This is a genomic window from Curtobacterium sp. MCBA15_005 (genome assembly GCF_001864855.1).
GTDB lineage: Bacteria > Actinomycetota > Actinomycetes > Actinomycetales > Microbacteriaceae > Curtobacterium > Curtobacterium flaccumfaciens.
In genome coordinates, this window is sequence record NZ_MJGL01000005.1 from 2,966 (window position 1) to 21,761 (window position 18,796).

General features: G+C 67.7%; 24 protein-coding genes. 10 read left to right on the forward strand and 14 right to left on the reverse strand.

From position 1 onward, the window contains the following. Positions 1–63: 63 nt before the first annotated feature. The gene (locus BIU89_RS04770) at positions 64–627 is read right to left on the reverse strand and encodes a hypothetical protein (protein WP_071244961.1); all 564 of its coding nucleotides are present in this window, start codon (positions 625–627) and stop codon (positions 64–66) included. 100 nt (positions 628–727) lie between these two features. On the opposite strand from BIU89_RS04770, the gene BIU89_RS04775 reads away from it, so the two are divergent. Continuing rightward, entirely contained in the window at positions 728–1,423 is a 696-nt protein-coding gene (locus BIU89_RS04775; protein WP_071244962.1) for a helix-turn-helix transcriptional regulator, read from the forward strand. Positions 1,424–1,519: 96 nt separating this feature from the next. Further along, on the forward strand, positions 1,520–1,894 hold the full coding sequence (locus BIU89_RS04780) for a VOC family protein (protein ID WP_071244963.1): 375 nt from the start codon (positions 1,520–1,522) through the stop codon (positions 1,892–1,894). A 10-nt stretch (positions 1,895–1,904) separates the two neighbouring features. Here the strand turns inward: BIU89_RS04780 and BIU89_RS04785 are convergent, their stop codons facing one another. Then, a complete protein-coding gene (locus BIU89_RS04785; protein WP_027464801.1) occupies positions 1,905–2,300 on the reverse strand; it encodes a MerR family transcriptional regulator in 396 nt (131 codons plus the stop codon). Between the two features lie 55 nt (positions 2,301–2,355). Here BIU89_RS04785 and BIU89_RS04790 point away from each other — a divergent pair, with 55 nt between their 5' ends. Next, on the forward strand, positions 2,356–3,066 hold the full coding sequence (locus tag BIU89_RS04790; protein ID WP_071244964.1) for an SDR family oxidoreductase: 711 nt from the start codon (positions 2,356–2,358) through the stop codon (positions 3,064–3,066). Positions 3,067–3,076: 10 nt separating this feature from the next. On the opposite strand, the gene BIU89_RS17985 is transcribed toward BIU89_RS04790, so the two are convergent. Genes BIU89_RS17985 through BIU89_RS04800 form a run of 3 tightly spaced genes read right to left on the reverse strand, consistent with a single transcriptional unit; the run spans position 3,077 to position 4,824 of the window. Beyond that, on the reverse strand, positions 3,077–3,217 hold the full coding sequence (locus BIU89_RS17985; protein ID WP_217642814.1) for a hypothetical protein: 141 nt from the start codon (positions 3,215–3,217) through the stop codon (positions 3,077–3,079). Between the two features lie 21 nt (positions 3,218–3,238). Then, complete coding sequence (locus tag BIU89_RS04795) at positions 3,239–3,577, reverse strand: ASCH domain-containing protein (protein WP_071244965.1); 339 nt, start codon at positions 3,575–3,577, stop codon at positions 3,239–3,241. Between the two features lie 56 nt (positions 3,578–3,633). Beyond that, complete coding sequence (locus tag BIU89_RS04800; protein ID WP_071244966.1) at positions 3,634–4,824, reverse strand: FAD-dependent monooxygenase; 1,191 nt, start codon at positions 4,822–4,824, stop codon at positions 3,634–3,636. Between the two features lie 55 nt (positions 4,825–4,879). Between BIU89_RS04800 and BIU89_RS04805 the strand changes: the two genes are divergently transcribed. Continuing rightward, positions 4,880–5,362 (forward strand): MarR family winged helix-turn-helix transcriptional regulator, encoded by a 483-nt coding sequence (locus BIU89_RS04805; protein ID WP_027464797.1) that lies wholly within the window; start codon positions 4,880–4,882, stop codon positions 5,360–5,362. Positions 5,363–5,541: 179 nt separating this feature from the next. On the opposite strand, the gene BIU89_RS04810 is transcribed toward BIU89_RS04805, so the two are convergent. Next, positions 5,542–5,769: a hypothetical protein gene (locus BIU89_RS04810; protein WP_139178792.1), complete on the reverse strand. Its 228-nt coding sequence runs from the start codon at positions 5,767–5,769 to the stop codon at positions 5,542–5,544. Positions 5,770–6,284: 515 nt separating this feature from the next. Then, positions 6,285–6,707 (reverse strand): ester cyclase, encoded by a 423-nt coding sequence (locus tag BIU89_RS04815; protein ID WP_071244968.1) that lies wholly within the window; start codon positions 6,705–6,707, stop codon positions 6,285–6,287. A 44-nt stretch (positions 6,708–6,751) separates the two neighbouring features. Between BIU89_RS04815 and BIU89_RS04820 the strand changes: the two genes are divergently transcribed. The 5 genes from BIU89_RS04820 (at position 6,752) to BIU89_RS04840 (ending at position 11,408) form a co-directional block, all read left to right on the forward strand. Continuing rightward, positions 6,752–7,246, forward strand: a complete 495-nt coding sequence (locus BIU89_RS04820; protein ID WP_071244969.1) for a MarR family transcriptional regulator — start codon at positions 6,752–6,754, stop codon at positions 7,244–7,246. After that, complete coding sequence (locus tag BIU89_RS04825) at positions 7,243–8,226, forward strand: zinc-binding alcohol dehydrogenase family protein (protein ID WP_071244970.1); 984 nt, start codon at positions 7,243–7,245, stop codon at positions 8,224–8,226. The genes BIU89_RS04820 and BIU89_RS04825 overlap by 4 nt, the downstream gene beginning before the upstream one ends. A gap of 89 nt (positions 8,227–8,315) precedes the next feature. Then, on the forward strand, positions 8,316–8,501 hold the full coding sequence (locus BIU89_RS04830) for a hypothetical protein (protein WP_071244971.1): 186 nt from the start codon (positions 8,316–8,318) through the stop codon (positions 8,499–8,501). A gap of 231 nt (positions 8,502–8,732) precedes the next feature. Then, the gene (locus BIU89_RS04835; protein ID WP_071244972.1) at positions 8,733–10,544 is read left to right on the forward strand and encodes a histidine-type phosphatase; all 1,812 of its coding nucleotides are present in this window, start codon (positions 8,733–8,735) and stop codon (positions 10,542–10,544) included. Between the two features lie 231 nt (positions 10,545–10,775). After that, complete coding sequence (locus tag BIU89_RS04840) at positions 10,776–11,408, forward strand: hypothetical protein (RefSeq protein ID WP_071244973.1); 633 nt, start codon at positions 10,776–10,778, stop codon at positions 11,406–11,408. A gap of 473 nt (positions 11,409–11,881) precedes the next feature. Here BIU89_RS04840 and BIU89_RS18390 read toward each other — a convergent pair whose 3' ends face one another. Next, complete coding sequence (locus BIU89_RS18390; protein WP_175474968.1) at positions 11,882–12,142, reverse strand: hypothetical protein; 261 nt, start codon at positions 12,140–12,142, stop codon at positions 11,882–11,884. A gap of 70 nt (positions 12,143–12,212) precedes the next feature. Here BIU89_RS18390 and BIU89_RS19015 point away from each other — a divergent pair, with 70 nt between their 5' ends. Next, positions 12,213–12,347, forward strand: coding sequence for a hypothetical protein (locus BIU89_RS19015; RefSeq protein WP_302847405.1), 135 nt, complete (start codon positions 12,213–12,215; stop codon positions 12,345–12,347). A 70-nt stretch (positions 12,348–12,417) separates the two neighbouring features. Here BIU89_RS19015 and BIU89_RS04855 read toward each other — a convergent pair whose 3' ends face one another. From BIU89_RS04855 to BIU89_RS04880, 6 genes are all read right to left on the reverse strand, one after another. Then, positions 12,418–12,801, reverse strand: coding sequence for a hypothetical protein (locus BIU89_RS04855; RefSeq protein WP_071244976.1), 384 nt, complete (start codon positions 12,799–12,801; stop codon positions 12,418–12,420). A gap of 61 nt (positions 12,802–12,862) precedes the next feature. Continuing rightward, the gene (locus BIU89_RS04860; RefSeq protein ID WP_071244977.1) at positions 12,863–13,447 is read right to left on the reverse strand and encodes an SGNH/GDSL hydrolase family protein; all 585 of its coding nucleotides are present in this window, start codon (positions 13,445–13,447) and stop codon (positions 12,863–12,865) included. Between the two features lie 192 nt (positions 13,448–13,639). Next, positions 13,640–13,921, reverse strand: coding sequence for a hypothetical protein (locus BIU89_RS04865; RefSeq protein WP_217642815.1), 282 nt, complete (start codon positions 13,919–13,921; stop codon positions 13,640–13,642). A 116-nt stretch (positions 13,922–14,037) separates the two neighbouring features. Continuing rightward, on the reverse strand, positions 14,038–17,520 hold the full coding sequence (locus tag BIU89_RS04870; protein ID WP_139178796.1) for an amidase domain-containing protein: 3,483 nt from the start codon (positions 17,518–17,520) through the stop codon (positions 14,038–14,040). Positions 17,521–17,739: 219 nt separating this feature from the next. Continuing rightward, the gene (locus BIU89_RS04875; RefSeq protein WP_139178798.1) at positions 17,740–18,180 is read right to left on the reverse strand and encodes a hypothetical protein; all 441 of its coding nucleotides are present in this window, start codon (positions 18,178–18,180) and stop codon (positions 17,740–17,742) included. A 48-nt stretch (positions 18,181–18,228) separates the two neighbouring features. Next, positions 18,229–18,765, reverse strand: a complete 537-nt coding sequence (locus BIU89_RS04880; RefSeq protein WP_071244981.1) for an AAA family ATPase — start codon at positions 18,763–18,765, stop codon at positions 18,229–18,231. Positions 18,766–18,796 lie beyond the last annotated feature (31 nt).

Here is an 18,796-nt window from a genome sequence, read left to right on the forward strand (position 1 = left end):
CGTGCCTCCAGTCCGTCAGCCGTTGCGTTCAGAAGCGCCGGCAGCCGGATCCGCTCGTTGTGTTCAGGGGACGTCCTCGCCGAAGGCGAGCAGCGTCCACGGCTCCAGGTCGTGCATCCCGACGCTGGTCTCCCGCTCGGTACGATCCGGCCGGAACTCTCGCTTGACGTAGTCGACGAGATCATCGCCGTAGATGACCACGTCCGTCTGGTACACCGAGAAGACGGGCGCCCCGCTGCCGACCGGCGCGGCAGGCAGGTAGCGGTGCGAGTACAACGGCACCAGCTGCGGCCACTGCAGCAGGTGCCGCTCGGCCACCTCGAGACGCTGCGACTCATCGCTGGGTCGCTCGCCCCACGACCCGGGCCAGAAGGCGTCGTGACGGACGTCGAACAGGACGCCCTCGACCGGCCACCGGATCGCCCGTCGCAGCCGTTCGTCGTTCCGAGCGCGCCAGTCGAACCAGCCGTCCCCGCTCGGCACTGCGAGGGAGAGCAGGGCTCGGTGGTCCGCGCCGAACCGGACGCCGTACCGACGCTCGGCCCGGGCCAGTTCCCGTTCGGACAACCCGCGTTCGATCGCAACGCCGAACGTCCGGAGGAGTTCGACGGTCAGGGCTGCAGACACCCCCGCAGCCTAGGCGGACGGATGCGAGCCCCACGAGCACGTGGCAGACGAGACGGCGTGGATCTGACGGAACCCTCGGCACGACAGCGAAGATGGCCAGGTGAATCGCACCGATCGGCTCTACGGCCTCGTGGAGGAGTTGCGCGCCGTCTCCCCGCAACCGCGGAGCGCGCGTCGTCTCTCGGAGCGGTTCGAGGTGTCGGTCCGGACCATCGAACGGGACATCTCCGCGTTGCAGCAGTCGGGTGTGCCCATCTGGGCGGAGCCCGGCCGGACGGGTGGGTACGTCATCGACGCGTCCGCGACGCTCGGTCCGGCGGGCTTCACGCCGGATGAAGCCCTCGCGGTGCTGATCGGGCTCGGCTCGCTGGGGCGCAGTCCGTTCCGGCACGCGGCGCACACCGCGGCCAGGAAGACGCTCGCGGTGATGCCCGCCGGGGATGCCGCACGAGCCAGCGCGTTGGCCTCCCGGGTGCACTTCCTGGAGGACGACGAGGACACGGTCGTCCCGGCCGAGTTCGCGGCGGCCCTGCGCGCGGATCGAGTCGTGCGACTCCGGTACCGGGACGCCGACGGAGCGGAGTCCGTCCGGGACGTCGAACCGCTGGGGTCGATCGGGAAGGACGGTCAGTGGTACCTGATCGCCTGGTGCCGGATGCGCGTCGGAGTGCGGGCGTTCCGGGGCGACCGGATGCTGTCCGTCGAGGTCACCGACGAGCGGCCCGCGCAGCGCGTCCTGCGATCCGAGGACCTCGCGATCCAGTACGGACGACTCCGGCCGGTCCTCGACGGGTAGCTGCGCCGTCGGTTTCCGGAAACACCGACAGGACGGTGTCGCGACGGCCGGTGAAGCTGGTCGCTCCGAGTCAGCAGCACCACCGTGAGGAACCCCATGTCGTTCGCATCCGTCCGCATCATCACCGACGACCTCGAAGGCATGGTCGCCTTCTACAAGCGGATCACCGGCCAGCCGGCCGAGCGCCCCGCACCGGTCTTCGCGCAGTTCAGCGGCACGGGTGGGACCCTCGCGATCGCCAGCACCGCCACGGTCGCCATGCTCGGCGGCGCGCTGACGCCCGCGACGAACCGTTCCGTGCTCATCGAGTTCGAGGTCGCCGACGTCGACGGCGAGTTCGCCGGACTGCAGCTCAGCAGCGACGACGTCGTCCTCGAACCGACCACGATGCCGTGGGGCAACCGCTCCGCACTGGTCCGCGACCCGGACGGCAACGTCGTCAACCTGTTCAGCAGGCCCGCCGCCAGCTAGTCGGGGGTGCTCAGGCGGCGGCGGCGTTCGCCGACGAGCGGCACTCCTCCGGCGGCCGCCCCGCGACGGACTCCGCCGCGATGTCGCGGAGCCGCGCGAGGCGGTCGTGGGTGGCACCGAGGGCCTCGATCTGGCGTCGGATGCGATCGCTCTCCTCGTCGAAGTGGTCGAGCATCGTCCGCGTCGCGACCCCGGTGTCGAGGAAGGGCAGGATCTCGACGATCCGACGACTCGGCATGCCCGCCGCGTAGAGCATCTGCATGAAGCGCACCCGCGCGACATCGGGCTCGCGGTACTCCCGGTGTCCGCCCGTGGTCCGCTCGGACTCGAGGAGGCCCTGTTCCTCGTAGTACCGCAGCGACCGGACGCTGACGCCGGCCCGTTCTGCGAGTTCACCGATCCGCATCGTTCTGTCCCTCGGGCTTGATTCTCACGTTGACGTCAGGTTCTACCGTAGCGGCATGAACCTCTCTGGAGCCACTGCCCTCGTCACCGGCACGAACCGCGGTATCGGACGCCACCTCGCCGCACAGCTGATCGCACGCGGGGCGAAGGTCTACGCCACCGCCCGACGCCCTGAACTGATCGACCTCGAGGGCGTCGAGCGCCTCGCCCTCGACATCACCTCCCCCTCGTCGGTCGCAGCGGCCGCCGCGGTCGCCACCGACGTCGATCTGTTGATCAACAACGCCGGGATCGCGACCACGGCGACCCTGCTGGGCGATCTCGATGCAGCGCACGCCGACATGGACACGAACGTCTGGGGCACCCTGTCCGTGATCCGCGCGTTCGCGCCGGTCCTGGCGGCGAACGGCGGTGGGGGCATCGTGAACATCGCCTCGGGTGCCTCGTGGCTCGCCATGCCCGGAGCCTCCGCCTACGCGGTGTCGAAGGCCGCCCTGTGGAACATGGGCAACGCGTTGCGTCACGAGCTGGCCGGCCAAGGAACCACGGTGATGTCCGTGCACCTCGGAGTGGCCGACACCGACATGACCGCGGGGATCTCGATGGCCAAGACCGACCCGGCGGACGTGGCGCGCGCGACCCTGGACGGGGTCGAGCGCGGCGACTACGAGGTCGTCGTCGACGAGCAGACCGCGTTGATCAAGCAGATGCTCGCCGGCCGCCCCGAGGAGCTGTACGCCGTGGTGGCGCAGATGCTCGCCTCGTAGGAGCCGGGCTTCACGCAGCCTTCGGCACGTCCGCCAGCGTGCGGCCGTGTCGTGCTGTCTGCTCTTCAGCACGGACCCGCAGCTCGTCGGCCAGCTCCGCGAACTGGTCGAGGGCGGGGTTCACCCCGACGAGCGTGAACTCACGCGTCACCACGTCGAGGTCGGGCTGCGACTACTGAGACGGCCCGGTCGTGAGTTCGGCCACCTCGACGACCGCATCGTCCGGCATCTCGGGGTAGTAGTTCTCACGGAGCTGCTGGCCGAAGCGCCGCATGTCCGTCTCCGGCGGCTGATGCGCCTGTTCTGCCGTGAGGGTGTCGAGCCGGTACCGGTGCACGGCGGTGATCGTGCCGGCCACCGGTTCGGCGGTCGGGTGATCGTCGAAGACGAACATCGCCTCGCCGACCTGCACGGACTCGTTCCACCGCACGGTGGTGACCTTCTCGCCGCGGACGATCGCTTCGTGGTGCTTCTGGTGGAAGTGGACGGTCCCAGGGGCTGTGTCGGCCATTCCCCAGCTTGCCGCACGTCACGCGCGGTGAGCGCGCCCCGTCCCGCGCTGAGGACTCAGCGATCGAGGAGGACCGGCAACTCGCGATCGGTCTCGGCGACCTGGGTGAGCTTCATGGCGACTGGTCGGAGCGGCCGTGACATCAGCACCTTGTTCAGGAGCCCGCGGAGCGCGAGCGCGAGTCGGGACTGCGGGTACGCCAGGGCCTTGAGTCCGCGAGGGAGGTCCTGCACATCATCGACCAGCGGGCGCATCCACTTCTCGTACGCGGTCAGCGCTGCCTCCTGGTCCTTCGTCGCGTCTGCGAGCTCTGCGGCCAGCACGTACCCGGCGGTGAGCGCGAGCGAGGCACCGCCGCCACCCATCGGCGTGACGCACCATCCGGCGTCACCGGCCATCACGACGTGGCCGCGGTGCCAGGTCCGCATCCGGATCTGCTGGAGCTGGTCGATGTAGACGTCCGGGGACGTGTCGAGCGCGTCCAGGACCCGCGGCGCCTCCCACCCGACTCCGTCGTACCTGCGCCGCACCGCCGCCAGTGTCTGCTCACGAGTCAGACCGATGACGTCGTCCCCGGGAGAGTAGGCGAGGATCGCGCGCGTGGTGCCGTACGGGTCGGGTCGCAGGTGGACCTGGCGTCCGCGGACGGCGTTGTGCCACCGCCACCGGTCGTCATCGCCGTCGGTCCGCGGGATGGTCCCGAAGACCATGGTGACGTCGAGGTCGCGCTGGTCGACGTCGTCCTCGTCGAAGACCATCGCACGGCTCCGGGACCGCACACCCTCGGCGATCACGAACAGGTCCGCGCGGAGGCGCTGCCCCTTCGCGGTCGTCACGGTGACTCCCGCAGCGTCGTCATCGACGTCCGACACGGTGTCCCCGTAGACGAAGGAGACGCCGGGCGGCAGGTTGTCGAGGATCGTCCGAGCGAGGTCGCCGCGCAGGATCTCGAGTTCCGCTGTCGCACCGCCGGCCCCGTCGGAGGGCAGTTCGGCGGTGACGGCCCCTCGCCCGTCGACGAGGACGGTACCCGTCTCGGTGGTGTTCCGTGCCTTCACGGCGTCGAACAAGCCCATCTTGCGGAGCACGTCGCGCGCGACGCCTCGAACATCGACGTTCTGTCCGCCGTCACGGAACGCAGCGGCGCGTTCGATGACGGTCACGTCCCATCCGGTCCGGCGGAGCCAGTAGGCGGTCGACAGGCCAGCGATACTGGCTCCTGAGATGACAGCGGTGCGGTTTGCCATGGTGTTCCTCCGTTGCGAGCTTTACAGTAAAGATACTACACAGTAAAGGAATCAGATGGACGACGTGTTCGAGATGGAGTGGGACGCACCCCAGGTCGAGGTGATGGAAGCGCTCCAGACGTGGGCCGTGGCGTTCGCCGAGCTCAATCAGCTGATGTCCTCGTGGCTCGACCTGCCGACCACGGACGCGAACGCCCTCGGACAGGTGCTCTGGGCCGACTCGTCCGGGGACCCGCTGTCGCCCGCACGGCTCGGGCAGCGGATCGGCATGACCTCCGGCTCCGTGACGGTGCTGCTGAACCGCTTGGAAGCGGCCGGTCTGCTCGCACGCAGCCGCGAGCACACCGACCGGCGCCGGGTGACGCTCCGTCCGACACCGGCTGCGCGGGAACGCGCGCGGGCGTTCACGGAGCGGTCGACCGCCGAGATCGCTGCCGCCCTGCAAGAGGTGCCTGCAGCAGAGCTCGAGCACCACGCCGCGTTCATCCGCCGCATGGTCGGTGCCGCGTCGGATGCCGCGGACCGGCTCCGCGGGTAGACGCCGTCGAGGTTTCCCGGCCGACCACCGGGGGTCTCGCTGGCCGATCGGCCACCCAGACAGGGACGCGTCGGGGGAACGGTCTCGTTCGCCGGCGCCGTCGTCGTGGCGTTGTGCTCACCACTCAGGACGATCGCCGTTCGGTAACGGATCGACCACCGAATGAGCCTGCCAGCGTCTCAGGTTCGCTTCGACCGGTCACGCTCGGATCGGGCAGACCCGTGGAGTGCGAAGCCGATCGCTCCGACGCTCGCAGCCAGCAACCCCATCGTCGCGATGACCAGCCCTCCGGCCACGAGCCCGACGTACTGGACGCCCGCACCGAGGAGCGCGATCACGAGCCCCGCGACCAGAGCCCCGAGGCCGAACGCAAGGCCGAGCACACGAGGCGGAACGCGGGATTGCATCCTCCCACCCAACTCCCTACGAACCGCGCGCGGTATCGGAGCGACGCACGTGCCGGGCCACCTCTAGTCCGTCGACGGCGGCGTTCCTCCTCGCCCGACGGTGACCGCAGGTCACGCCCGATCACTCGACCGCGGTGCCGCCTCGACTGGAGAACTCACCGAACTCCTTTCGTTTCGCCGCGAGCGAGCCAGGTTCGAGCTCGCTGCCCTTTTGTGTTGAGGTCTGGGCCGAACAGCCGCAGGATCCCCGGGCCATTCGGCCCGCTGGTCTCGAGTGACACCGCGAACAGCGTCGGTGACGGAAATGGGTTGCGATCTGCCAAGCGTCCTCGGTCTGCATCCATGCACCTTGCCAACGGACGCCGCTGCCGCCCGAGGCTGCGCGCGCATCACCGTGGCGATCAGGGCACGTCCTCGCCGAACCCGAGCAGCATCCACGGTTCCAGGTCACTCACTCCCCCCGATGCGCATCTGCGACAACGGGTGGGTCCTCGAGGGCGTTCAACGGTGACCGTTCAGCCGAGTGCCGGCGGGAGCGCCCCGATCTGCCCGAGGATGCTGAGCACGTCAGGCTGGCCGACCTCGTCGACGATCAGTCCCTCGTCGAAACGATAGAAGTTGCTCGCGTTCGCGACCACCGTCCTCCCCGTAGCGGGGACACCGAGGAACTCGCCGTCGTGCGTGCCGCGGAGTTCGAAACGTGCTGCGACCGTGTCGCCCTCGACGACGATCCGGTCGATGCTCCACTGGATGTCAGAGAACGCGCCCCGCATGATCGTCAGGATCTGCAGGTACCCCGGCAGCCCGCGCAGCGGCTCGGGCGAGAACGGCGTCAAGAACGCCGCTTCCGGTGCGATGACCGTCTCACCGATGGACGGGTCGGCGCTGTTGATGAATTCGACGAATCGCAGGAACGAGAGGCGTGTGTCTGTGGTCATGGACAACTACTTTACATAGCAAGTAGATGCCGTAGAGTCGAAGCATGAGCACGGACCTCGCCCCCCTCCCTGGAATCGACGCCCCGGATGACCGGACTGGGCGAGCGGCGCGTCTGCACGAGTACTTCGCCGCGCTGGTGCGGCACGAGACCGACGTGTGGAACGCGGTCGAGAAGCGGATGCGGGGCGAGGGTGTGCTGAGCCTGGCCCGACTGGAAGTGTTGCGGATCGTCCAGGCAGCCCCATCGGGCGCCCGGGTGCAGGACGTCGCGACCGGCGTCGGGACGTCGATCGCTGCAGCCAGCCGTTTGCTCGACCGGCTCGCCGCCGATGGCTTCCTCGAGCGTGCGACGGACCCGGACGATCGGCGCAGCGTCCGCAGTGTGCTCTCACCCCAGGGGAGAGACGCCTTCGCCCTCGCGGACGAGCGGTTCGACCAAGCGCTGGACGCCGTGCTCTCGGATGCCGATGCCGCGGCGATCGCGGATGGTGTCGCGGCACTCGAGCGCCTGCAGTCGACGTTGGAGGCAAGGCGATGACGGCCACCATGCGGGCCGTCGTGATCGACGCACCCGGTGGGCCCGACGTGTTGCACCTCCGTGAGCTGCCGATCCCGATCCCAGGCCCGGGCCAGGTGCTGATCCGTGTAGAAGCGTTCGGGCTCAACCGGTCCGAGCTGCACTTCCGCCGCGGCATGGGCCATTTCGGGACCTTCCCACGGGTGCCCGGGATCGAAGCCGTCGGGACCGTGGAGGCAGCCCCAGGTGGAGAGTTCCCCGCCGGTACCCAAGTAGCCGGGCTGATGGGCGGGATGGGTCGCGACTTCGACGGGGGCTACGCCGAGTACACCGTCGTTCCGGCCAGCAGCGTCGTGCCGTTCCGGAGCGGCCTCGACTGGTCCGTGCTCGGCGCCGTCCCCGAGATGCTGCAGACCGCACACGGGTCGCTCACCGTGGGCGTCGGTGCCCGCCGGGGCGACACGATCCTGATCCGCGGTGGCACTTCGTCGATCGGCCTGGCGTGCATCGTGCTGGCGAAGCAGCAGGGCATGACCGTCATCGCCACCACGCGCAACCCGGACCGCACCGAGCGACTGCACGCCACTGGTGCGGACCACGTCGTGGTGGACTCGGGCATGATCGCCGACGCGGTCCGTCGAATCGTGCCGGACGGCGTCAACGGAGCGGTCGAGTTGATCGGCACCGACACGCTGCCCGACACGCTCCGGGCGACAGCCGTCCACGGCACCGTGTCGTTCAGCGGGATGCTCTCCGACGTCTGGACCATCCCCGACTTCTACCCGATGGCGGTGATCCCCAACGGGGTGCGCCTCACCGCGTACTCCGGCGAAGCGAGCGACCTGCCGGCATCGGTGCTGCAGGCGTTCCTCGACACCGTCGCAGCCGGCACCGTGCAGGTCCCGATCGCGAAGGTGTACCCGCTCGAGGGGATCGTGCAGGCCCACCGCGACATGGAGGACGGGACCCGGTCAGGCAAGCTCGTCGTCACCATCCGATGATGGGTACGGGCTCTCCGGAACCCCGCTCTCGGGGTGGAACCCGTTCGTCCTCGACAAGGGCGCCAGCCAGTGCAAGGAAGGAAGGTCTGATGTCTCCTCGCAGCTACAAGATCACCTTGGCCGTCCTCGGCCTGGTCAGTCTCTTGCTCGTGCCGTTCTTGGTGCAGGGCGCCCTGCCAGCGATGTACGGCACGGTCGCACTCGTCGTTGTCGTCGCCTGGCTGCTCTACGGCGTCGTCAGCTCGAAGCTGACCCGACGATCCGGGCACAGCTAGGCAGGTCTCGGTGGCCCGCATCTGACGGACTGGAGGCCCGGTGCCAGCTGGCACCGGGCCTCCAGTCCGTCAGCGGCACGCGTCCAGGGCCTGCGCTCCTGTCGTCGCATCGCACGCGCGCCGCCGTGCCCGGCAGCACCGTCCGGTCACCCCCAGGTCAAGGGCTGTTCACCCGCTGCCGCTACCTCTGCTTGTCGGACCGCCGCCCGAGGTCCCGATACCGGAGGCTCCATGAACACCCGCACCGCACTGTCCTGCATCGCCGTCGCTGCCCTCGCCTCGCTGATGCTCGGAGCACCGGCACACGCCGCCGAGGCCAGCTTCTACAGCAGCAAGCAGCCGTACATCGCCCCCACCCAGTCGGACATCGACGCCTACTCGTCGGCACCGACGGGCTACGCACCCGTCGCCACGGAGTCGGTCGCCCGCCACGGATCCCGGGGGCTCTCCGCGTACAAGTACGACGCGCTGCTGCACCGTCTCGCCGCGACCGCGCAGGCCGAGAACGGGTTCCTGACGCCGGAGATCGGGAAGGAGTTCTCCGCGAACCTCGATGCCATCACCGCGGCGAACGTCGCGAACGGTTACGGCATGCTCACCGGTCAGGGCGCCGCCCAGCACCAGGGCATCGGGGCGCGAGCCGCGCAGCGCAACAAGCAGCTGTTCGCAGCTGCGGCGAAGACGGGCGGGCGAGTGGTCGCCGAGACGTCGGGCGAGTCTCGCGCCACGGAGTCGGGCGAGAACTTCTTGCGGGGCTTCGGGGCCCCGGGTGTCAAGCTCGAACCGCGCCCTGACCTGCTCTACTTCCACGACGTCGAGAACCCGGACGGCACCGACAAGGCCGAGGGATCGCCCGAGCGCCAGCGCGCCCAGGCGTACCAGGACTACGTCGCCGCACAGACCGGTGACGGCGGCACGATCGCGGCGGCCTTGCAGTACATCGAGGCGAAACCGCGATCGGTCGAGGCGGCGCAGGACCTGCTCTCCGGCATCTTCACGCCCGGGTTCATCGCCGCGATCGGCACGGACAAGGCGCACGTCTGGTACAACACCGCCGACGGCTCCAAGGGCGGCCCGGTGGCGTGTGCGCCCGGCGCCGACACCAAGGCCGATCCCGATGCCTGCGGCGACCCGAAGAAGTCGATCAAGAGCACCGTCGATGCGGCGATGTCGCTGTACAACCTGTACATCATCGCGGCCGACATGCAACAGGAGAACGTCGCTCCGCACGCGTTCGACTTCGCCCAGTACTTCGCTGGCCGGCCGGCCGATGCCGAGTGGTTCGCGTACCTGCTCGACGCCGAGGACTTCTACGAGAAGGGCCCGAGCCTCGCCGGGCACGACGAGACCTACTCGATCGCCGAGCCCCTGCTCGACGACTTCTTCGCCACGATCGACGCCCGCGTCGCTGGTGGTGACGTGGTCGCGACCTTCCGCTTCGCGCACGCCGAGACGATCATCCCGTTCGCTGCGCTGCTGCGTCTGCCCGGATCCACCGTCGCCGCGCCCGACAACGCTGCTCCGACCTCGGACGCCGACGTCTACGACGACGCCACCAACCCGTGGCGAGGCTCCCAGGTGACGCCGATGGCGGCGAACGTGCAGTGGGACGTCGTGGCACGAGCAGGCATCGACCCGGCTACCGGAAGGGCCTACACACCGCTCGTGCGCATGCTCTACAACGAGCGGGAGATCGCGTTCGCCTCCGGTTGCCGTGCAGTCGCCGCAGGGTCGAACTGGGTGAAGGAGACCGAGCTCAAGCACTGCCTGACCGGCACGGCGATGACCGAGAGCCCGCTGATCGCTGCAGCCACGCCAGGACCGACCGCGACGCCCACCGCGGAGCCCGCGCCGACCCCGACCGTGACACCGGCGACCCAGGGTGCCGGCACACCGACGACCCCGGCGACGGCGACGGGAACGCTGGCCGCGACCGGAGCGGAGTCGCCTGTCGGACCGGCGTTGCTCGCGACACTGCTCCTGATGGCCGGTACCGGGACGCTGGTGCTGCGTCGCCGGCGTCGCCTGCGACCCACCGAGTGACACTGGCGCGGATCCGCGGCTTCTCGAGATGACCAGCCGGTACCGGCGCCCCGCCCCAGCGGGGTGACGGCCGGACTGGAGGCGCGGCGCCAGCTGGCACCGTGCCTCCAGTCCGTCAGCGGTTGCGCTCCAGGTCCTCGCCGAGTTCACCCGCTCCGGGCGATGGGCGCCTCCCCCATCACGACGAAGGTGGTGGTCCGTTCAACGGACCGACGGCCGGGAGCAGAAGGCATGAGCAGTACAGAGCAGTCCGATCGCCGGACACGTTGGCGCTCGAACCGCGAGCTCATCACCGTCCTCATCCTCTCGATCACCGCGGTCCTCACCGCCTGGTGCGGGTTCCAGGCATCGAAGTGGAGCGGCGAGATGTCGATCGCGTTCAGCCAGGCCTCGAGCGCTCGGGTGCAAGCCGCCGATGCGACCTCTGAAGCGCGCGACGCCCGGCAGTGGGACCTCACGATCTGGGTGCAGTGGGTCCTCGCTGATGCACGCAACGACACGGTGCTCAGGGACTACGTCGAGCAACGGTTCACCCCGGAGCTCCGGACCGCGTTCGAGGCATGGCAGACAGACGGGAAAGCAGCGGCCGGACCGTTCGCCGAGCGGTCCTACTTCCCCGAAGGCACCGCCACCGCTGCCGCACTCGCCGAGCGGGCTGACGGACGCTTCACCCGGGCGCTCGAGATGAACCAGCGTGCGGACAACTACTCCATCCTCACCGTCCTCTTCGCCCTCGTCCTGTTCCTCACGGCCCTGTCCCAACGGGAACTGCGCGAGCGACTGCGAGACGTCCTGTTGATCACAGCCGTCGCTGGCGCGCTCGCCGGCGTCGCCCTGCTCGCCACCTTCCCCGTCAAGCTCTGACCGGCCGGATCGAGGTCCGAGACCGGTGCGGTCGATCGGGAGAGCACCTCGTTCAGACGAGGACATCGCTCGGATGAGCGATGAGCGTCACGGCACCAGCACGGCCCTTCGGATGGAAGGCGCCTGAAGCAGAACGACGCTTCTGCGGCGATCCAGCAGCAGGCTGCACTCCTGTCCGATCCGGCCGTGAAGCAGGGGCTGTTCGACCACGACCGGTGTCATCGCGATCGATCTGCTCATCTCCGAAGAGACCCCGACGGGAGCCTGCGACGCCGAGCGCGTGCCTGAGCCCACCTGGGCGGTCACCTGACAGGGGCGACTGACGGACGGGAGGCCCGGTGCCAGCTGGCACCGGGCCTCCCGTCCTTCCGGGTCGCGCTGCAGATCCCCGGGCAGGCGTCCGCAGGAGGGTTGCGACGGAGGTCACGTTTGCTCGACAGATCGATCTGCGTCTGACCTGTTAACGGCTAGCTTCAGCGCACCTGCTGCTGCGTGAGGGGAACGACGTGACGAAGCGACAGATCACGGCAATCGCGGGCCTGCTCCTGCTGGCCATGCTGTTGACGGTCTTGATCGGGGTGTTCGACGCTCGCCGACGTGTCATCGCCGCGGAAGGCAATGACCTCCGGACGGGTCAGAGTGCGTGGGTGACCGCGACGCTCGACGATCTCGAGCGTGCGCGGAGCGCGGAGCGCGTTCGAACCAGCGCAGCGCGTCGCGATCGCTCGGGCCATCGCGAAGCGCCCAGCCGTCGTCCTCGCCGATGAGCCCACCGGCGCACTGGACGAGACGACCGAAGACGACGTGCTCGCCCTCTTCGACCGGCTGCAGCAAGCAGGAAGCAAGTTCGTGATCGTCACCCACAGTGAGCGCGTTGCACAGCGGTGCGGACGGCGACTCCAGCTGCACCATGAGCAGCTCATCGCGCGCGGCACGTGACGGACTGGAGGGACGGTGCCAGCTGGCACCGGGCCTCCAGTCCGTCAGTGGTTGCGCTCCAGATCCCCGATCACGCGCGCGCAGTGCGGTCGCGGCTGAAGAACTCGGCGAACATCTCCCGCTTCGCCGCGTGTGAATCGGGCTCGAGCTCGAGCCCCTCCATGTTGAGGTCGGTGCCGAACAGTCGCAGGATCCCAGGACCACTCGGCTCCGCGGTCTCGAGGGACACCGAGAACAGTGTCGGCAACACCTCGTCTGCGGCGATCCGCCGGGCCTCTGCAAACGCCGCACGGTACGTCGCGTCGGTGACGCGGATCACACTGACCGAGCAACTCGTGGCGTCCCAGTCGGGCGCGACCATCTCGCCGCTCAGCGCGTGGAAGAAGTGCACGACGAATGTGTCACGCTCGCCTTCGGTGCCGTAGTGCCGCTCGTCCACTTCCTCGATCTGCACGAACTCATCCTGTCAGCATCAGCCGGGGCGTTCGAGGCCGCGGACCAGCGGGCGCGAATCTCTACTGGGACAGCGCGGTGCTGAGGTGCGGCTCGATGCTGTCGGCAAGCGCCGCGTGCCCGGCGTCGTTGGGGTGCACACCGTCGGGACAGAGGAGTGCAGCATCGTGCTTGATCGCTGTTGCGAGTCCCGGGATCAGTTGCAGGCCCACCCGAAGCGTCTGTTCCTGCAGGATCTGCCGCACGGCTCGCCATCCAGGCGGGTATTCGGCCCCGTACGGTGAGTACAGGTCCAGCACCGCGAGGGCACCGTCCGGGAAGTGCTGCACGAGCGCTTCCAGGTCCCGTGCGACGGCTGCGCGCACCTCGTCCTCTCGGCCGAGAACGATCACCGAGTCGTTGCCACCGAGCGCGACCACGCATCCGTCTGCACCAGAGGCGAGGACATCGGAAAGGAGGCCGAGCGCCTCACCGTCGTCGGTGCGGTCCGCTCCCCGGCGTCGCACGAAGCCAACGCCGTTCATTGCGAAGTTCAACTCGCACCAGCCGAGACGGTCCGACACGATCGTCGTCCACCGTTTGTTCCTCGTGCTGATCCCTCGCCAACCCGTGACGATGGAGTCCCCGTAGAACGCGATCACCGGCATGCTCCGATCGTAGAACGCGCGCGGTAAGGGATCGGCTGTCGAGACCGCCGAGCGCCGCCGGAACGGCGACAAGATGTTCGATCAGCTCGAGTGACACGTCGGCCTCGCCTCGCCACGACTCGCGAGCGGAGTGAGAGAAGTAGCCAACCCGTCGACACATCGGGCGCACGTCCCTCGCCCGCGCTTCGAGAATCAGCCCTGCCCTTGGTCGGTGAGGCGCCACCCATCGCCGGTCTTGGTGTAGCAAAAGCTCCACTCCCGCTTGCCGTTCATCGGCTCCTGCTCGCCGGAGGCCTTGCTCGTGACGGTCGTCGCGACGCAGGTCTCCTTCCTGTGCCCAGGATTGAACGGAACGACCTCGGCCTTGCTAGCAACTGTGTAGGACTGCAGCGTCGGGTTCGTGCACCACGCCCACGTTCTGCTGCTCGTGAGTGCCTTCGTGACATCACACTTCTTCGCTTTCGCAGCGGCCAAGTAGATCTTCGTCAGAGCCACGGGATCCGTGGATTTCGGCGGGAGCTCGGGTGAGCTGCAGGCCGACAGCGCTCCGAGGAGCGCTACTGCGGCGATGGCTGCCGCGAGTGCACGCTTCACTTGGCTTCCACCGGTCGGGTTACCCAGAGGTACAGGTGCGGATTGGAGCCGTGCCACGAGTGCCACCCCTTTTCGTTGTTGAGAGAGTCGATGGTGTTGCTGGTGTGCTGCGCGATGTACGCGTTCTTGCTGGTCACTCGAACGATGACCCCCGTGTGGTCGACGTGGTTGCCGCTGCGGTCTCCGTTCCAGTTGACGTAGACAATGTCGCCCGTGCCCATGCCCGCCAACGAGTGGCTCACGGCGGTGCCCTGATTGCGAAGGAACGCGAAGTTGTTCTTCGCAACACCCCACGACTTGGAGTACAGCGGCCGCCAGGTGCGCTGGTGGTACCAATGCTTGTCGTTCGAGTCGATGTGCGGCAGCGATCCAGACGGCTTGATCATGTGCATGCCACCGCCGTAGTACATGGCGCGGGACGCGAAGTCCGTGCAGTCGTCGTTGTAGCCGTTGTCCTGCGAGCTGTAGGCGTTGTTCGAGGCCCACATCGTGATGCCGTCGTAGTTCACGCTGACGTACTTCGAGGCAGCCCGGCTGACGGCCGCGCTTGTCGTAGCCGTGCTGGTGGTCACGCTGGATGACGTGAAAGCACCGGTTTGTGTGTTCAGCTCCAGCGGTGCCGCACCGAGGGACGCGGTCGCGTCGTCAGCAGCTGTCAGGCTGTCGGCCGCAGTCGGGGGCACGGGTTGCGCCAAAGCGCTGGTGTTCCCCGTGCTGACGACCGTTGGGTCACCGCTGTTGGTCAACGTGAAGGCTAGTTCGTTGACGGATCCGGTCTGGATCGTGAAAGCGTCGCTCGGGTCGCTGGTGTCGACCGTGGTGCCCTTGTCCGTCACGGTGGTGAAGACCGTGACAGTGCCGGCGGCAGCGTTGTAGGACACCAGCGTGTCCGACAGGGTGGTGGCGTTCGGTGTGTTCGCCTGATCGTTCAGCTCGGCCCCGTCGCTCTCGGTGATGAGCTGGCCGCCGTTGACACCGAGGGCATCGCGCACGGTTGCGTCGCCCTGTGAGGCGTCGCCGGTGCTCTGGCTGGCGCCGGACTCGAGCTGGGTTTGCGCAGTCGCGAGCTTCTGCACCTCCGAGGTGTACGCCGCAGTTCCGTTCGGTACTGCGACCGGCGTTCCCACAACCGATGCTGCAGGGCTGGCTCCAATCGGGTTCTTCGCGGTCACCGCAACTTGATACGCAGTAGCGTTCGTCAGTCCGGAGATGACGGCTGAAGTACTGGTGGCGGTCGTGGTGATGCTCGCGCCTCCGGCGGACGGAGTCGCGGTGATGGAGTAGCCCGTTACCCCGCTCGTCGTGCCGCTTTGGTCGAGGTAACCAGTGTCGGTTGGAAGAGCCCAGCTGACGAGGAGACCGCCGTCACCGGCAGTGGTCCGCACCAGCGTCGGAGCCGTGGGGACAGTTGGTGTTGCGTAGGTGATTTCAAGGGATTCCGCCGGGTCGAGACGGAATCCGGTCGAGCCGGACGCGGCGGAGAGAATCGCGCCGTTGTTCGAGACCGAACCCGCCCCGTACCAGGACTGGACCAAAGCGGTGAGGTCGGTGTCACCAACATTCCCGCTGAGAGCTACGGCGTCGCTGGTAACTGGGATCGCTGCGGCATCGTCCGGGGTGCTCAACGCTGCAACGTCTGAGTTCGACGGGGTGAGCGCTGCGGCCTGTGTCGAGCAGTTCGAGTTCGTCAGGCAGGTAGCGGATCCGCCGTGCAGCACTGCCTTCACGATCCGTGAACCGACGGGCAGCGCCGAGAAGTTGACCTTCATCGTGGACACCCACTGCGTGGACCCGTCCGTGCCGGCGGTCAGCGGGCCGCTCGCGAATGCACCACCGACTGGGCCTGCTTGGACGCCGAGGTCAGAACCGGTGATCTGCACGGTCGTCGTCGGCGGTGCGACTGTGGTGTCCTGTCCCATCGTGAAGGTCTGCTTCGCAGATGTTGCCTGTGCGGCGCACGAGTCGTCGGTGCTGGCGTGCATCCACCACGTGTACTTCGCCCCGACAGTCAAACCGGATGGGTGGAAGATCGCCGCGGTTCCCGAATCGACGGTGCCAGTCGCAGCGGGAGTTGCACCGACCGCTTTCCCACTCGCATCAACCAGGTAGAGGGCGGTGGTAACGCTCTGCCCGAGACCGTTCGTCACGGCGGCGGACAGGGTGGGAACTCCGTCCGCGGCCCCGGTCGTGGCGATGTTCGACAGCGTGATGTCGTCATGGTTGCACAGCGTCGAAGACGCTCCGGCGTACCAGCCTTCGATGTCGATGACGAAGTCGACGGTGGTGTTGCTGAGGTTGTGGATCTGGATCGCCCCGTCGAGACCGACGGGCACGGTGTTGGTGTTCGATCGGATCGAGTTGGGTGCGTACTCGACGTCAGAGATGTTCGGCTCTGCGGTCCCGTCCGCCCACGCTCGGGCGAAACCAGCGGTGTCGTTCGAGGCGTGCACTGCAGTCAGGTCGACGACGACGGACGAAAGACCTTGGTAGGTATTCGGGATGCCGTGCGTGCCTCCGAGCGGAACGGTCAGCGTCTTCCCCGCAGCGACCGACCTGTGCGGCTTGACACGGGTGTCGTACGCGCGGCCGGAGCCGGCGGTGAAGGCGCCAGTGGTAGATGACCCCTGCACGAAGTAGCCCTCGACGTCGATGTTGAGTTTGATAGCAGATCCGGCTCGGTTCCAGACTTCAAGCTTTCCGTCGGAACTCAACGACACGTGCGCACTGGTAGCGGTTGCCACGTTAGCTACACCGGGATAGTTGAGCGACGTCACCGGCGGCTCCGCTGCAGCGGGACCAGGGGAGATACGCCCCGGCGTGGTGCCCTGGTTCTTCACGATGAAGTCTGCAACGACCGCGGTCGCGTTCGAGGGGATGCCGTTCACCCCGGTGATCTGGCTCGTGAAGTTACCTCCCGATGCGATGACCTGCTCCCCCACGTATCGCTTCCCCGCGATCGGGACGAAGCCCCCGGTGGCGGACGAAGCGTTGGAGTAGTAGCCCTCGACGTCGATCACAAGCTGCGTCGATGCGTTCACCCGCACCTGGATCGTGCCATCACTGTTCACGGCCACGTCCGCCTGGTTCGAAGTCGACCCCAAGTCACCGCCGTCGAACGTCCCAACGAGCGTCGACGCGGTGTCCGCATTCGGCCTGGCAACGATCTGTCCCAGACCGTCCGGACTCACCTCGATCAAGTTCAGCGCCACCGCTGTGACGGCGGTTGAGTCCGGGATACCTGCCATGCCTGTCACCTGTACGGTGCGCCAAGTGTTGGCAGGCATCGCCGTCTTGTACCCACCGGTGCCGTCCCGAGTGTCCAATATTCGTCCAGCTGCCGAAACGAATTGAGCGCCGCTACCAGTATCCGCGACAGCGGTATCCGGCGAAGCGACAAGCAGCGTCGCAAGCAACCCTGCGACGACTGAGATGACAACAACCACGACGCGAATCGGCGTGGACGTCTGGCTCAAGCGCACCGGTATCCCCTTGCTCCGCTAGGTCTCTCCTCGACGGATCGATGCAAGCAAAGCGTAAGAGGACGTTGAACATCCATGAACGCCTCTACAGCTCGCGCCCCCACAACGGGGCACCTAGGCGGTCGGAAGAACAGGGCCCCCGTAAGCGGATGCGCACGTTGGTGACGGAAGAGGTGTCCCGTCAGCCGATCATCTGCCGGAACGACCCAGGACGCTCAGTCAGGCGGAGTCGCTGCCGTGCCATCCCCAGAGTCCGGCGGCAGCAGTGAGGCGTGCGTGTTCTTCGGTGTCGGTCTGATGCCATCCGTAGTTCGCGACGACGACGTAGCTCTCGCCGCCGTGATCTTCCCGGATGCGTCCCTGTCCCAAGCCGTCAGTGAACACCTCTTCGTCGATCCAGGTGAGGAGTTGCCCGACCCAGTCGGCAGCATCCTCCGGTCGGGCGTAGACCCAGTACTGAGGCGACCCGGAAGCGGGCATCCCGACGAGCAGACGAGCGGACTCGCCGTCGCGCTGTGTGACGCGCACGTCGAGGACGTGTCCGTCTCGCACGCGGACGTCCGTGAGTCGGTAGTCCAGCCGACTGCTCTTCCGAGGGTCGAGAAGGCGCCATGCTGTTTCCCGGCGCAGAACCTCAACGATCGCATCGTCACTCAGCATGACCGGATCCTCCCATGCGACCGGTACCCGATCGGTTGTCGGACAGCGTCATCGGCTTCGACGGGCCAGTCCGTTGCGGCGGTAGAAGGTCTCCAAGGCAGCGCGGTCCGACAGGAACACCTTCGGCCCCTCGAACTCGTCGAAGGCCTGCTGATAACGGAGCCGGTTCCTCCTGGCGGGCCCGAGCATGAAGCGCAGCATCTCGACGCGGACTCGGTCACGAGTGCCTTCCAAGCGTCCAGCACGGTCGGGCTCGAAGAAGGTGCGCCGAAAGTAGCGGACGATGCCCACGGCGGTCGAGACGTCCAGCAGCACCAGACCGGTTGCTCGCCGCAACCGGGCTGGCAACCACCGCGAATAGTTGCCCTCGATGACCCACTGATCGGTGCTCATCGCTTCGTTGTGCATGGACTCGAAATCGAGGTCCGGTCGCTCGAGCCAATCTGTTCCGGGTAGGTGTCGGTACTGGTCGAGGTGCACGACCGGCAGCGAGCGGGCTCGGCCGACAGCAGCCGCAAGGGTCGACTTGCCACTGTTGGACGGCCCGAGAATGCAGATCCGTTGACCGAGCTCGTCGAGGTCCATCGTGCGAGTCTCGCAGGCACACGCAGAAATG

What these genes read in the sequence shown, in the direction of transcription:
- BIU89_RS04880 (WP_071244981.1), bottom strand. Translation starts at nt 18,765, where the DNA reads ATGGACCTCGACGAGCTCGGTCAACGGATCTGCATTCTCGGGCCGTCC.
- BIU89_RS04790 (WP_071244964.1), top strand. Translation starts at nt 2,356, where the DNA reads ATGAACCTCTCTGGAGCCACTGCCCTCGTCACCGGCACGAACCGCGGT.
- BIU89_RS04795 (WP_071244965.1), bottom strand. Translation starts at nt 3,577, where the DNA reads ATGGCCGACACAGCCCCTGGGACCGTCCACTTCCACCAGAAGCACCAC.
- BIU89_RS18390 (WP_175474968.1), bottom strand. Translation starts at nt 12,142, where the DNA reads ATGGCCCGAGCGATCGCGACGCGCTGCGCTGGTTCGAACGCGCTCCGC.
- BIU89_RS04785 (WP_027464801.1), bottom strand. Translation starts at nt 2,300, where the DNA reads ATGCGGATCGGTGAACTCGCAGAACGGGCCGGCGTCAGCGTCCGGTCG.
- BIU89_RS04815 (WP_071244968.1), bottom strand. Translation starts at nt 6,707, where the DNA reads ATGACCACAGACACACGCCTCTCGTTCCTGCGATTCGTCGAATTCATC.
- BIU89_RS04780 (WP_071244963.1), top strand. Translation starts at nt 1,520, where the DNA reads ATGTCGTTCGCATCCGTCCGCATCATCACCGACGACCTCGAAGGCATG.
- BIU89_RS04800 (WP_071244966.1), bottom strand. Translation starts at nt 4,824, where the DNA reads ATGGCAAACCGCACCGCTGTCATCTCAGGAGCCAGTATCGCTGGCCTG.
- BIU89_RS04830 (WP_071244971.1), top strand. Translation starts at nt 8,316, where the DNA reads ATGTCTCCTCGCAGCTACAAGATCACCTTGGCCGTCCTCGGCCTGGTC.
- BIU89_RS04860 (WP_071244977.1), bottom strand. Translation starts at nt 13,447, where the DNA reads ATGCCGGTGATCGCGTTCTACGGGGACTCCATCGTCACGGGTTGGCGA.
- BIU89_RS04875 (WP_139178798.1), bottom strand. Translation starts at nt 18,180, where the DNA reads ATGCTGAGTGACGATGCGATCGTTGAGGTTCTGCGCCGGGAAACAGCA.
- BIU89_RS04835 (WP_071244972.1), top strand. Translation starts at nt 8,733, where the DNA reads ATGAACACCCGCACCGCACTGTCCTGCATCGCCGTCGCTGCCCTCGCC.
- BIU89_RS04840 (WP_071244973.1), top strand. Translation starts at nt 10,776, where the DNA reads ATGAGCAGTACAGAGCAGTCCGATCGCCGGACACGTTGGCGCTCGAAC.
- BIU89_RS04825 (WP_071244970.1), top strand. Translation starts at nt 7,243, where the DNA reads ATGACGGCCACCATGCGGGCCGTCGTGATCGACGCACCCGGTGGGCCC.
- BIU89_RS04820 (WP_071244969.1), top strand. Translation starts at nt 6,752, where the DNA reads ATGAGCACGGACCTCGCCCCCCTCCCTGGAATCGACGCCCCGGATGAC.
- BIU89_RS04805 (WP_027464797.1), top strand. Translation starts at nt 4,880, where the DNA reads ATGGACGACGTGTTCGAGATGGAGTGGGACGCACCCCAGGTCGAGGTG.
- BIU89_RS04810 (WP_139178792.1), bottom strand. Translation starts at nt 5,769, where the DNA reads ATGCAATCCCGCGTTCCGCCTCGTGTGCTCGGCCTTGCGTTCGGCCTC.